Annotated in this window: 11 protein-coding genes; 8 read left to right on the top strand and 3 right to left on the bottom strand. The window is 59.2% G+C overall.

The features are described 5' to 3' along the window. Nucleotides 1–173: 173 nt before the first annotated feature. Nucleotides 174–1,043 (top strand): alpha/beta hydrolase family protein, encoded by an 870-nt coding sequence (locus tag ACQY47_RS00620; RefSeq protein ID WP_428554633.1) that lies wholly within the window; start codon nucleotides 174–176, stop codon nucleotides 1,041–1,043. A 6-nt stretch (nucleotides 1,044–1,049) separates the two neighbouring features. On the opposite strand, the gene ACQY47_RS00615 is transcribed toward ACQY47_RS00620, so the two are convergent. The 3 genes from ACQY47_RS00615 to ACQY47_RS00605 are packed head-to-tail and all read right to left on the bottom strand — an operon-like array spanning nucleotide 1,050 to nucleotide 2,624. After that, nucleotides 1,050–1,751, bottom strand: a complete 702-nt coding sequence (locus ACQY47_RS00615; protein ID WP_428554630.1) for a 2OG-Fe(II) oxygenase — start codon at nucleotides 1,749–1,751, stop codon at nucleotides 1,050–1,052. Then, the gene (locus ACQY47_RS00610) at nucleotides 1,748–2,017 is read right to left on the bottom strand and encodes a metal-binding protein (protein ID WP_099549701.1); all 270 of its coding nucleotides are present in this window, start codon (nucleotides 2,015–2,017) and stop codon (nucleotides 1,748–1,750) included. Before ACQY47_RS00610 ends, ACQY47_RS00615 begins: the two co-directional genes overlap by 4 nt. Further along, nucleotides 2,010–2,624: a 2OG-Fe(II) oxygenase gene (locus ACQY47_RS00605; RefSeq protein ID WP_026013829.1), complete on the bottom strand. Its 615-nt coding sequence runs from the start codon at nucleotides 2,622–2,624 to the stop codon at nucleotides 2,010–2,012. Before ACQY47_RS00605 ends, ACQY47_RS00610 begins: the two co-directional genes overlap by 8 nt. A 211-nt stretch (nucleotides 2,625–2,835) precedes the next feature. On the opposite strand from ACQY47_RS00605, the gene ACQY47_RS00600 reads away from it, so the two are divergent. The 7 genes from ACQY47_RS00600 to ACQY47_RS00570 all read left to right on the top strand — a co-directional run bounded on the left by ACQY47_RS00600 (nucleotide 2,836) and on the right by ACQY47_RS00570 (nucleotide 13,199). Then, the gene (locus ACQY47_RS00600; RefSeq protein WP_428554625.1) at nucleotides 2,836–4,554 is read left to right on the top strand and encodes a hydrogenase maturation protein; all 1,719 of its coding nucleotides are present in this window, start codon (nucleotides 2,836–2,838) and stop codon (nucleotides 4,552–4,554) included. A 90-nt stretch (nucleotides 4,555–4,644) separates the two neighbouring features. Continuing rightward, the gene (locus tag ACQY47_RS00595; RefSeq protein ID WP_305453610.1) at nucleotides 4,645–5,982 is read left to right on the top strand and encodes an EAL domain-containing protein; all 1,338 of its coding nucleotides are present in this window, start codon (nucleotides 4,645–4,647) and stop codon (nucleotides 5,980–5,982) included. A gap of 234 nt (nucleotides 5,983–6,216) precedes the next feature. Then, entirely contained in the window at nucleotides 6,217–6,882 is a 666-nt protein-coding gene (locus ACQY47_RS00590; protein WP_170037525.1) for a response regulator transcription factor, read from the top strand. A 134-nt stretch (nucleotides 6,883–7,016) separates the two neighbouring features. After that, nucleotides 7,017–7,682, top strand: coding sequence for a response regulator transcription factor (locus tag ACQY47_RS00585; RefSeq protein ID WP_017138859.1), 666 nt, complete (start codon nucleotides 7,017–7,019; stop codon nucleotides 7,680–7,682). Nucleotides 7,683–7,708: 26 nt separating this feature from the next. After that, entirely contained in the window at nucleotides 7,709–10,069 is a 2,361-nt protein-coding gene (locus tag ACQY47_RS00580) for an ATP-binding protein (RefSeq protein ID WP_428554620.1), read from the top strand. Next, nucleotides 10,069–12,366, top strand: coding sequence for an ATP-binding protein (locus ACQY47_RS00575; RefSeq protein WP_428554617.1), 2,298 nt, complete (start codon nucleotides 10,069–10,071; stop codon nucleotides 12,364–12,366). The genes ACQY47_RS00580 and ACQY47_RS00575 overlap by 1 nt, the downstream gene beginning before the upstream one ends. Nucleotides 12,367–12,650: 284 nt before the next feature. After that, the gene (locus ACQY47_RS00570) at nucleotides 12,651–13,199 is read left to right on the top strand and encodes a fimbrial protein (protein WP_017138856.1); all 549 of its coding nucleotides are present in this window, start codon (nucleotides 12,651–12,653) and stop codon (nucleotides 13,197–13,199) included. Nucleotides 13,200–13,273: the final 74 nt, after the last annotated feature.

Raw genomic sequence — 13,273 nt, 5'->3', positions numbered from 1 at the left:
AGGGCCGCACTTTTCGTGTGGGAGCGGGCTTGCCCGCGAATGCGGTGGGTCAGTCAAAATCCAGGTGTCTGACACAGCGTATCCCACATAAAAGCCGCCAGTCATAAGATAGTAACGCTGCCTAGGCACAGTGGCGCACCGGTACTCGGACGTACCTTTGTGCGGATTGAATCATGCTGCGAAACATCGGCTTTTGGCTGGGCCTTTTCATGTTGACGCCTGGGTTGGCCCTGGCTGCCCCCGCCACTTTTGTGACGCGGGACATTACATTTGCCAACGCTGATGTTGCACTGGCCGGCACGGTTTACCTGCCCGAGCATCCAGTAGCCGGCGTGGTGCTGGTACACGGTTCCGGCCAGGTGCCGCGTATGAGTAGTTTTGCCACAACCCTGGCCCAACGTGGCATCGCGGTGTTGACCTACGACAAACGCGGCGTCGGGCAATCTGGCGGTGTGTACGCTGGCCCGGAAGTCGGCGGCAATAACCTCGACGCTTCCAATCTGGCGGCGCTGGCGGGTGATGCGAATGCGGCGCTCGTGGTGTTATCCGCCACGCTTGCAGCCAACCCAGTGCCCATTGGGCTGGTGGGTTTCAGCCAGGCGGGCTGGATCATTCCCCTCGCCGCCGAGCGTAATCGGAGCATCAACTTCATGGTGCTATTCAGCGGCCCACTGCTGACGACACTTGAGCAGCTACGGTTCCAGTTTCTGACCCAGGGCAAGGCAGATTTCTGGCATACCCACAGCGAGGCCGATGCCCGCCAACATATCGCGCAAGACCCGGACCGCTATGATTTTGCCGCTACCGACCCGCGCGACGCACTCGCCAGCATCTCGGTGCCGGGGCTCTGGTTGCTGGGCGGCCAGGACCTGCAAACCCCGGCGTTCATGGCCATCGAACGGCTGGGTACGCTTAAAGCCCAGGGCAAACCCTTTGAGTACCGGCTGTATCCCGAGTTGGGGCACAACGTCTCGCCCGGCGGTGCAGGCCAGTCGGTCGATGATGCGGTTAAGTGGATCAAGGGCGTGAAGCTAACCCGTTGACAGCATTCATTTGGCATCGTGAAAAATGATCCCCAGCGTGTGGCGCTCTCCGCGATGCAGGCGGCTCACCCCATGACGCACGCTGACTGTGCAAAAACCACGCGCGGAACGTGCCGGGCGGCTGTTGACGGCAAAGATCAGTGCCTGGCCTTGTTCAAGGGGCACTACCTCAGCCCGTGCGGGTTTGCTGGAGCCGGTGTGAGTGAGCACGAACTCACCCCCTTCGAAGTCCAGGCCTGGCTGATCCAGCAGAAACACCGCCTGAAACGGAAACACCTGCTCGCCATACAAGTCCTGATGCAGGCAGGTGTAGTCATTTTGCCGATAGCGCAGCATCAGCGGCGTGGGCCTGCATTGGCCGGCCTGGTGACATAGCGCTTTGAATTCCACATGGGTGTCGGGGAATCGTTGATTCATCTTCAGCGCCGCGTGCCAGCGGTTGGCGACTGGTGCGAGGCGCGCGTAAAGATGCGAGCGCAGGCTGTCGACGAGTGCCGGCAGCGGGTAGCGAAAGTACTGGTATTCACCACGCCCGAAGGCATAGCGCTGCATGACGATGCGGCTGCGAAAGTGACTTTCATCAGCATAGAGTGCTGCCAGTTGCTGACAGGTTTGCCGCGTCAGCAGCCTTGGCAGCAGGGCGAAGCCGTCGTTCATCAAGGCCGCTTCGATCATTGGCCAATCGAGGTTTTCCAGGTGAGTGTTCATAAAGGCTGCTGAAGTTTCCATTGGCGATACTCGGCCGGCATGCACACGGCGCAGGGGCGATAGCCCGCTGCGATGGCGCTGGATTGATTGAGGAAAAACACCCGGTGCTGCACATAGCAGCCACGGGCGATGGCGTGCAGTGCCGCACGGCAATCCAGTGTGCCGTAGCGTTTACCGCGTCGATGACCAGCCAATGTGCCCGGTTCGGCGCTTGAGTAGGCTTGGCCATCGCTGCCCAATAGCCGCCACATGCGCTCGTCAGTCATGCGCCGCCCCAGGGCATAAGTGAAAACTGAGCAAAAAACCGCGCCGTTCGCCGCTTCGGACGCTGCTGATCGCGTGTTTCATATTCACCCGGTAGTAACCCTTGCTGCCCTTGAACGGGCGGTGTGCCGTAGTGATCACGGCCAGATCGCCGCGCTGCAACGGCACCACCATCGGCCGCGATTGCATTCTGGGGCGTTGCTCGGTAAGGACACATTCGCCGCCGGTGAAATCCTCGCCGGGCGCAGACAGCACGCCGGCCAACTGAAATGGAAATACGTGCTCGCCCTCGGCGTCCTGCCCCAGCGCCTGGTGTTCGTCTTTGCGCAGGCATGTCAGTTGGGGCAGTGCTTGCTGCTGGCCGACGGCGCGGCACTGCGCATGAAAGTCGGTGAGTTGGGGAGGGTAGCGGTAGGGCAGTTGCAGGATGTCGTTCCACCGGTTGGAAAGCTGTGCCAATGGCGGATAAAGGTCGTTTAGAAGGTTGGCGAACAAGCCTGGGACCTCAAGCCCGAACATGCCGGGCAGCACGACGAAACCTTCGCGGTCGAGTTCCAGGCCGATGGTTTGCCAATCCAGGCGTTCCAGGGTGGCGGCGAGAGGAGTCATGAAAGCCTCGGTCACTGTGCATTTGCGCCAGTGTAGGCAGGCGCCAAATCACTGAAACTCCGGTTCTTGCGACGCAATTCTCCCTGGCTGACCGAACATTGATCTCGGTCAGGTGCCCCGCCTGACAGGCCTTTTAACCTTGCGCTTCCATCAAAGGCCAGGGACGGCTCAATGCGAGCCTGTGGCCGTGCACCTCAAGGAAGAGTCTGCCATGCGATCACTGAAGATCATCTTGTTGTCCTCTGCATTCAACGGTTTGACCCAACGGGCCTGGCTGGATTTGCGCCAGTCTGGGTTTGACCCCAGCGTGGTGCTGTTCACCGATGAAGCCACGGTGTGCCGGCAAATCGAGGCGGTGGACGCCGACCTGGTGATCTGTCCGTTTCTCAAGGACCGCGTGCCGCAGCAGTTGTGGAGCAACCTCGACCGCCCGGTGGTGATCATTCATCCGGGTATTGTCGGTGACCGTGGCGCCAGCGCGCTGGACTGGGCCATCACCCAGCAGGCCCGTCGCTGGGGCGTCACCGCATTGCAGGCGGTGGAGGAGATGGACGCAGGGCCGGTCTGGTCGACCTGTGAGTTCGACATGCCCGCCGAGGTGCGAAAGTCCGAGTTGTACAACGGCCTGGTGAGTGATGCTGCGATCACCTGTATTCGCGACGTGGTGGAAAAATTCACCCGTGGTGTGCTCCCTGTGCCGCTGGATTACACGCAGCCCAACGTTATCGGGCGCTTGCAGCCGAACATGAAGCAGGTAGACCGTGCTTTCAGCTGGCACGACTGCGCGCGCTTCATCAAACGCAGCATCGACGCCGCCGACGGCCAGCCGGGTGTGTTGGCCAGTATCCACGGCGAGCAGTATTACTTGTACGACGCGCACCTGGATGCACGCCGGGGCCTGCCGGGTGAAATGCTTGCGGTACAGGATGATGCGGTATTGGTCGCGGCCGGCGATCAGAGCGTGTGGGTCGGCTCACTTAAACGCAAGGCCCAGCCAGGCGAGGAAACCTTCAAGTTGCCGGCCCGTCACGTGTTGGCCGGGCGCCTGGCGCGTGTGCCCGTGCTGGACAGCTCAATTGCCCACCAAGCCTTCAATGAACAGGCCTATCAACCGATTCGCTACCGTGAACGCGGCGATGTCGGCGAATTGACCTTCGAGTTCTACAACGGCGCCATGAGCACTGAACAATGCCAGCGGCTGGTCGTTGCACTGCGCTGGGCCAAGGCACGGAACACCCAGGTGCTGCTGATCAAGGGCGGGCGCGGCAGCTTTTCCAATGGCGTACACCTCAACGTCATCCAGGCCGCACCCGTGCCGGGGCTGGAGGCTTGGGCGAATATCCAGGCGATCGATGATGTGTGCCAGGAGCTGCTGACGGCCCGCCAACTGGTGGTCAGCGGCCTGACCGGCAGCGCTGGCGCCGGCGGTGTAATGCTGGCCCTGGCGGCCGATATCGTCTTCGCCCGTGCCGGCGTAGTGCTCAACCCGCATTACAAGAGCATGGGCCTGTATGGCTCCGAATACTGGACCTACAGCCTGCCGCGTGCGGTGGGCAGTGAAATTGCCCATAAGCTCACTGAAGAGTGCCTGCCGATCAGCGCCATTCAGGCACAGCAGTGGGGCATGGTGCAGGACATTGGGCCACGTTGCCCGAGTGCGTTCAGTGAATGGTTACTGCAAGCGGCCCAAGGCGCGCTGAGCGATGAGAAATACGCCGCGCAACGCATGCGAAAAGCCACTATCGACCTTGAGCCAATGGATCGCTGCCGCCAAAACGAGTTGGCCCAGATGGAACTGGACATGGTGCACAACCGCCAGCAGTTTGCTGAGAAGTGCCGCAACTTTGTGTTCAAGCGTAAAGCCTGCCAGACGCCGCAACGGTTGATTGCGCCGTGGGCGTTGGCGCGTAAGGGCGAACTGGTCGACTGAGCGGTACTGCGGTTTTAGTCCCAGTCCTATTTGTTTCTGTTTTGGCGCTGATAAGCTTTTTTCCTGAAACAATCTCGGGAAATTTTTGTCATGATCCAAAATGCCGTCGTGCCCAACGAGTTCAGCGCGCTACGTGTCGTCACGTTGGCATCCGATGCTGCCTGTGCGCATCGGCTCGCCTTCGCCTTGAGCAGCATGGGGGTAACTCCGATTGCCAATATTGGCACCTTGAGCGCCGTTGAGGCTTGGCTGCGCGAGTCCCCGATCGACGTCATTGTCTGCGAAATTCGCCCAGAGTGCGGTGATGGGCTGATGTTGCCGAGCCTGCTCAGGGGGCTGCACGAAGCAGGCACACTGGCCCGGTTGCCCTGCATCTTCTGGACCGGAGAGACGGCCTTGGACGCGCCCGCGGGCGAGGTCGACGTGACCCGTAAAACGCCTGCAAGCCCGCTCTGGATCAAGTACATGGGCGGGGTTGCGGTCAGTGCGCTGGAGTCCCATGCGCGGTTGGCGCGAACGGCGGGGATCTCCGTGCAAATCCTGCGCGAAGGCGCAACCCTGGCGCTGGGCGACGCCTTGCGCGCGGTCGTGCTGACGCGCGCGCAGCCGGATGCAAGGCTGAATATGAACACTTTTGATGACTTGGCCGAAGATGAGGTGATCAACGCGCTGACCACAGGCGAGGGCTTGCGTTTTGTGTTCCAACCGCAATTTGAGCTGCTGAGCCGGCGTATCGTGGGGGCCGAAGCGCTGGTGCGTTGGAAGCATCCACGATTTGGGGAAATCCCCCCTTCGGTATTGATGCCCTTGGTCAACCGCCTGGGCCTGGACCTGCTGCTGTTCAGCCTGGTGGAGATGTGGACGATCAAGGCCATGCTCGCGCTCAAACGCGAACATATCGGGATTCCCATTGCTGTAAACGCGTCGGCTAAAACCATTTGCACCCCCGATTTCTCCGAGCGCCTGGCCGCGCGGATGCGCCAGGCCGGCCTGCCGAACCGGCTGCTGAAAATCGAGCTTACTGAAGATGTACCCGAACCGGATGAGCTCTACCTATCCGCTTCGTTGACGGCGATTCGGGCCAAGGGGTTCCAGGTATCGATGGACGACTTCGGCACGGGCGCGGCTACGTTGAACCTGTTGGCGAACCTTTCGTTTGATGAGATGAAAATTGACGGATCGTTTGTGCGTGGGGTTGAACAGCACTCGTCTTCACGCAAAGTCATTGCCGGTATCGTCAATTGGGCGCGACTGCTCAGTTTGAATTTGGTGGCTGAGGGCATCGAAGACGAGTCGACGATTGCGTTGCTCTATCGTTTGGGTTGCCGAGTGGGGCAGGGTTACGCGTTGGCTCGCCCAATGGAAATGGACGATTTCTTGAACTTTGTTATTCAGCGGGAAAATAGTGCTGGTGCTGGGCGCTTTTAGGAGTGATCTGATACCCGAATGAGTGCCCGTGCATTAACTTTCGCATCCACTCACTGTTTGAAAACTAGCGGTCACTGAGTGGGTTTGGCTGTTGTTATGTGTGTTATGTGCGATTGTTCAATATCACGGATGCCGTTGATTTTATAGGTTCGTCTGCGATGACGAGAACTTACTAAAGATGAGAATGTTGCAGGCCTCATCCTTTTGCTCGTTATAAAGAGTGCCTTCCACGTTATGAAATGCTTAAGAATCGCTTTGCTCGATGATCATGCAATCGTGCGGCACGGGTTAATCAATCGATTGCAGCAGGAACCTGATTTTGAAGTGGTGGGTGTCTACGCCCGCAGCCGTGAAGCGATGGCTGGGCTCGCGTTGCTGCCCGCCGATGTGCTGTTGCTGGATTTCGTGCTCGGGCCCAGTGAACTGGACGGCATCTTGTTGATTCGTGCGTTGCGAGTGAAGTACCCGCAATGCCGCATTCTGATGTTCTCCACGCATCACGATGCCGCCACCGTGATCCTGGCCCTGCGTGTCGGCGCGCGCGGGTTTCTTGGCAAGGGTGAAGATATCAACCAGTTGATCAGTGCGGTTCGGTTGGTGGCATCCGGGGAGGTCTACCTGAGCCCGGACATGGCCTACCGGGTAGCCGAAGCGACGGCGGTGAACCATATCGGTGACGAGCAGAACCGCGATGAAGCCTTGCGTTTTGTCAGCCTTTCCGCGCGTGAACAGGACGTGATTCGGTGTTACTTGACGGGTATGACCATTACCGATATCGCCGAAAAATTCAATCGCAGCATCAAGACCATCAGCTCACAAAAAGCCTCGGCGTTTCGCAAGTTGGGCGTGGTATCGAACAATGAGTTGTTCAGGATCAAACACATTATTGATGGTATTTGATCCTGGTTCCCGACACCCGGGAACGAGCGGGGTGTGATTTACCGATCCTTGCTTATACTCAAAGACGGGTTGAACGTTGTAGCGGTGGGGTATCCCAGTATTCCGACAGCGTTGTGCCGAGTGGGTCGATCACGATGAAACCAATACGTATTGCTTTGCTGGATGATCACGCAGTTGTTCGACACGGGCTAGCCGCCACGTTGGCGGCCGAGGCGAACTTTGAAGTGGTTGGCATTTATGCGCGCAGCCGCGACCTGATCGCCGGCCTCGCCTCGGCGCCAGCAGACCTGCTGCTGCTGGACTTCTCCCTGAACCCTGACGAGCTGGACGGGGTCTCACTGATCCGCGCCTTGCGGGTCAAATTTCCCAGCTGTCATATCCTTGTTTTGTCCACGCACCACGACCCGGCGACGGTCAGCCTGGCCATGCGTGTCGGTGCCCGTGGCTTTGTCGGCAAGGGTGAAGAAATGGCGCAGTTGGTCAAGGCCATCCGCAAGGTGGCGGCGGGTGCGGTGTACCTGAGTACCGACATGACCTACCGCCTGGCGGAGACGGTGACCAGCGATACTGGCCAAGGCCGTGGCGATGCGCCTGACGCGTTGGTCCAGGCGGAGTTGACCAGCCGTGAGCAGGAAGTCATTCGCTGTTACCTGGCGGGCATGACGGTGAGTGAGATTGCCGAGAAATTCAACCGCAGCATCAAAACCATCAGCACCCAGAAAACCGCGGCGTTTCGCAAGCTTGGGGTCACCTCGAACAATGAGTTGTTCAAGCTGAATAAACTCATCGGCACGCCATGACAATCGGGTTGTGGAGGGCAGTGCTATTGGCGCTGATTGTGCTGGGCTCGCCGCTCGTCTGTGCGGCTGTCGTCGCGCTGAGCGACGAGCAACTGCAGTGGATAGCACTGCACCCGGTGTTGCGCGTCGGGGTGGTGGAGGGCTTGATTCCGTTCGAGTACATGAACGGTGGAGAACTGCGCGGGCGGTCCATGCAGTATTTGCAGTTCGTGACGGCCGCTACGGGCCTTCGTTTCAGCTACGTGCCCGGAAATACAATGGCCGTACGCGAAAACATGCTGCTGGCAGGGCAGGTGGACCTGCTGTCCTCATACTTGCGCTTTCGCTCTGAGCCTGCAACCAAGGGCATTGTTGCGCTGGTTTACCACACCACCTCGCCCATCATCGTCACGCGTGTCGACAGCCCGGGTGTCTTCGACCTTGAACAACTGCAGGGCAAAAACGTGATGATTCCCGATGTGGAATATTACGAGACGATATTCCGGGACAAGGCGACCAAGTCCCATCTGATCAGAAGCACCTCGGCCCTGCAGATGCTGACCATGGTGAAGGAGGGCAAGGCCGATGCGGTAGTGGCCTCGGAAACCTTTTTAATGCCTTATCTGTATCGACAATTCCAGGGCGTGCTGGAAGTTTCCGGCGTGGTCGGCAGCCAGATGCTGGATGTGAGCATGGCCGTGCGCGCTGATGACCTCATGTTGCGCTCCATACTTGAAAAGGTACTGGGCTCCATAACGGCGGAGCAGCGCAATGATATCTATGAGAATTGGTATCACGACCTGGAAGTGGACGTGCCGTCCCTGTCAAACATCGTCAATCATTATGCGCATGTGTTCATCCTCGGCGCGTTGGCATTCGCCAGCCTTTGCGCGCTGGTCTATCGCGGTCATCGGTTGCGCCGGCGGGCGTTGCGCAATGAACAAGAAAAATCCATGTTCCTGGCGGTCATGAACCATCAAATACGTTCGCCCATGAACGCAGTGCTGGCGGCGATGGAGTTACTGGGGCACACACGGCTCAATCAGCAACAACGCCACTTTGCCCAGCTGGCAAATAGTGGTGCCGACGCGATGCTGCATTTGCTGGACGATGTCCTTGAAACCTCCGGGTCGCAGGTCAAGCCGAAACACCTGAAGGTCGAGTCGACCGATGTGACAGCGTTGGTGCAGGCAGTCGTCGGGCTGCATCGCCTGCGGGCCAGGGAAAAACGCCTGGAGCTCAATGCGCATATTCAGGAGGCGTTGCCCCTGTTGATGCTCGACAGTGCGCGCCTGACGCAAATCCTGCATAACCTGCTCTCGAATGCGATCAAGTTTACCGATGCGGGCAGTATTGATATCGACGTGCGCCAGGTTGGCCTGGACGCGAGCAACGGCCGCTTGCAGATCGAGGTCCGCGACACCGGCATCGGCATTTCGGCGGCGGTGCAGGCTTCGTTGTTTCGACCCTACGCGCAGCATAGCCAGTCATACAAACGCGCGGGCGGCTCAGGCTTGGGGCTGGTGATCTGCCAGCAGTTGGTCAACTTGATGCAGGGGACGTTGACGCTCAAGAGCGCGCCGGGCGCGGGCACCACGGTGACGATCTGCTTGCCCGTGATAAACGCCCCGCAACCCCTTGCATCGCAACCGGCAGAGGCGCCATTAACGGCAAACGCTGGCAAAGCATTGCAGATACTTGTGGTGGAGGACACCCGGGCGAACCAGCAGGTGTTGGGCGCGCAAATCAACAGCTTCGGCAGCCTGCCGGTGATAGCCGGCGATGCCGCCCAAGCCCGCGCCTTGTTTGTGCATACCCGTTACGACCTGGTCCTGATGGACTGTGATCTGCCGGACCAGGATGGCTACAGCCTGACCCGCGAACTGCGCGGATTCGAACAGCAGGTGGGCCGACTGCGTTGCCCGATCATTGCCATCTCTGCCTTGACCGGTGAGCAACATCTTCAGCGCTGCCTGGCGGCGGGAATGGACGCGGTGTTGAGCAAGCCTATTCGCCTGGGGCCATTGCGCGAGGTGATTGAGCGTTGGTGCGACGTCACACTGGCAGACCCTCGGTTAAACCTGATGGCCCCTGTGCTGGACCAGGCCGGGATCAATCGCGAAGTGGCCGCTGACCTGGGCAGCCTGACCAAGGCGCTTGCGCTGTGTGATCGCTCCTCCGCTCTGCACGTGACCCACCGTTTGCACGGCGCAGCGCTGATCATGGAATGGTCGGCGATGGGTCAGGCTGCCGAAAACCTGCAGAACCTGCTGCGCGCGCAGTCGGGATGGGATGACCCGGCGTATGCGCAGGCTTTGCGGTTGCTGCTCCAGCAATGGCGTGACCTGGGCGGCGATCGGCAGGTTGATGCACTGCCTGCCACTCGTTCGCACCGGATGCTGCCTTGATGTGGCGCTTGTTGGCGGTGTTGGCGCTGATGGGCCAGATTGGCCTGTGTGTTGCGCAGGCCAACGCGCCGGCGTTGGCGTTGACACCACAGGAACTCGATTGGATTGCAGCCCACCCGGTATTGCGTGTGGGGGTGTTCGATAACCTGTTGCCCTTTGAGTACATCAGCGGTGGCGAACTGCGAGGGCTGTCGGCCAAGTACCTGGACTTGATCGCACGGCGTACGGGGCTGCGTTTCAAGTCTGTGCCGACCACCTCACGCAGTGCGCGCAAAGACATGCTGCTCAGTGGCGAGGTGGATATCTTGTCCACCCGGCGCCGGTCGGACGACCCTGCTGAAGATCGCGGCGTTCTCTATACCGCGCCTTACAACAACAGCTCGACCATCCTTATCAGCCGTTTTGACGATCAGCCGTTTGCCGAACTGGGCCAGCTCGCCGGCAAACGCCTGGTGATGCTGGGGCGTGAAGGCTATTCGGCGTTTTTGCGTGAGCGGGCGCCGGGCATCACGATCATTTCGGCCCAGAACGCGATCGACATGATGGCAATGGTCAAGGACGGCGATGCGGACGCCGCCATTGCTTCGGAGTGGTTGCTGATCCCGTATCTGTCTCGCCAGTACCAGGGCGTGCTGCAGGTTTCCGGTGTGGTGCCCGAGCAGCGTACTGGGGTAAGCATGGCGGTGCGCGACAACGACGTGATTTTGCTATCGATTCTGCAGAAGGTACTGGGGTCCATTTCGGGCGATGAGCGCCAGGCGATCTACGATGCCTGGTTCGCGGACATGAACCTCGATATCCCGCCCATCAAGGCCATCCTTGATCACTACAAAAGTGAGTTGTGGTTGCTGCTCAGCAGCGTGCTGATACTCATCACGCTGGTGTGGCAAAGCCGCGTGCAACGCCGGCGCGCCATCCATAACGAACGGGAGAAGGCGATGTTCCTGGCGGTTATGAGCCACGAAGTCCGTTCGCCCATGAACGCGATACTGGCCGCTGTTGAGTTGCTGGAGCACACCGCACTTGACGAACAGCAACATCACTTTGCGGCCCTTGCGAACAACGGCGCCAATACCCTGTTGCGGTTGGTGGACGATGTGCTGGATATCTCCAGGATGGAGGCCGGGCAATTGACGCTGAATGTGGAAGCCGTGGACCTGGGTGTGCTGGTCCAGCGCGTGGTGGACAGCCAGCGCGCGTCTGCCGAGGCAAAAGGCCTTGAACTGACGGTAACGGGTGAGCACCTGCACGCCCCGTTATTGCTGGATGAACTGCGCGTGGCGCAGGTCTTGCGCAACCTGATCGTCAATGCCATCAAGTTCTCCGACAGGGGCCATGTAGAGATTCGGCTTCAGGTGCTTGAGGGCGATCACCACCTGATGATTGAGGTCATCGACAATGGGATCGGGTTGTCCGACCAGGCACACGCCTCATTGCTGAGTTCATCCGCGCGTGCCAGGCCCAGGGGCAGTAACGGGCTGGGGTTGGTGATCTGCCAGCGGTTAGTGCAGTTGATGGGGGGCGAGTTGACGCTCAGCAGCCTCCAGGGCCAAGGCACCCGCGTGGGTGTGAGGTTGCCGGTTGAATGGGCTGCGCCGCTTGATTCACCTGCGCAGGTGATGCCTTCAGCCGACGAACCTGTGGGCTTGACGGTGTTGGTGGTGGGGGGCACCAATGTCGACCAGCAAGGGCTGGTGACGCAGCTGCGCGCGTTAGGTTGCCATCCCTTACCAATGGACGATGCCAACCAGGGTTTAAGGTTTTTCAATGCACACCAGGTTGATTTGATACTTATCGACTGTGACCTGCCAGCAGGCGCTGGCTATAAACTGGCCGGTGAATTCAGGCAGGTGCAGAGCCAGCGACAGCGTACACACTGTCCGATCATCGCGGTCTCACAGCTTACCGGCAATGACATGCTGGAATGCTGCTTTGAAGCGGGTATGGATGGCGCGCTGAGCAAACCCATTGGCGAGGGCCTTCTACGCGAAACCATTGAACTGTGGTGCGAGGTCAACCTGCTGCAACCCTCATCGGCGCCGAGTACTTCCGGGCCTGAAATACTGCGCAAACAGCTTGGCGGCTTGCTTGAGGCGGCAGCCCTGCGTGATCGCAGCCTGGCGTTGCTCGCCGCGCATAACCTGCAGGCTGCCGCGCTAGTGGCGGGGTGGATAGACATCGCGACCACGGCTGACCTGATCGATGCGGCCTTGCAGGATAAAACAGCCTGGCCAACTGTCGTTATTGCCGGTCATCTCAGCCGTATGGTTGAACAATGGGCAGCATTAAGCGCTTAAGTGTTGCCCTTGAATTATTGGGGTGACGGCGTTGTTTTTAGGAGCACTCCTATTGACCATAAAGTTGTCTGCAGAATAAAAACCCTCCTCGGTAGATTGAATTGTTTTGCGCGGGCATCGCCAAGTTAATTAATTAAAATCTGCAGGGCTTAGTTGCTTTTTCGGAGCAGTCCTATTTGGACAGTTCGGTGACTTCCTTACACTTAACTCCGCAACAACACAGCCGTTCTCCTGCAACAGGGAACTCACTCTCTACTCAGCATCTTGCGCTCTTGGAGTTACTCATGGATTACAAAGCCCGCGTCCTCGCTGTACTGGTCGCCGCCACCGCCACCTCCGCCGCCATGGCGTCGGACGGTACTATCAACTTCAACGGTGAACTGAAAGCCGAAACTTGCCAAGTCGCAGTCAATGGCGCGGCAGGCTCAGCAGGCAGCACCGTCACGCTGCCGACGATTTCGACCGCTTCGCTGGCTGCACAGGGCCAAGTGGCGGGCCAGACCGGGTTCAGCATTCAACTGAGCAAGTGCTCTGCGGCGCTTAAAACCGCTTCTGCGTTCTTTGAAGCAGGTGGCTCGGTGGACCCGGCCAGCGGCAACTTGAAGAACTTGAGCGGCACCGCCACCAAGGCGCAACTGCAATTGGTTGACGCCTCAAATGGTAAAGCCATCAAAGCCGGTGATACCGGGCAAGTGGCGTCTACCAGCCGTATCAGCATCGATACAACAACACTGAGTGCCGACCTGCCTTACGCCGTTCAGTACTACGCCCAGGCCGCAACTACGCCGGGCACCGTTATCAGTAACGTGACGTACTCCATTAATTATCAGTAAGTCGCTCGCCAATGAACACACGCCCTGTGTGGTCGATAAAAGGGCGTGTTTTCTGGCGGCGATGGGACACTGTC

Origin of the sequence: Pseudomonas edaphica (assembly GCF_965277385.1) — a bacterium.
In the GTDB taxonomy this organism is placed as follows: Bacteria; Pseudomonadota; Gammaproteobacteria; order Pseudomonadales; family Pseudomonadaceae; genus Aquipseudomonas; species Aquipseudomonas edaphica.
The sequence above is the reverse complement of the archived record's forward strand: the minus strand, read 5'-3'. Positions and strand labels throughout refer to the sequence as shown.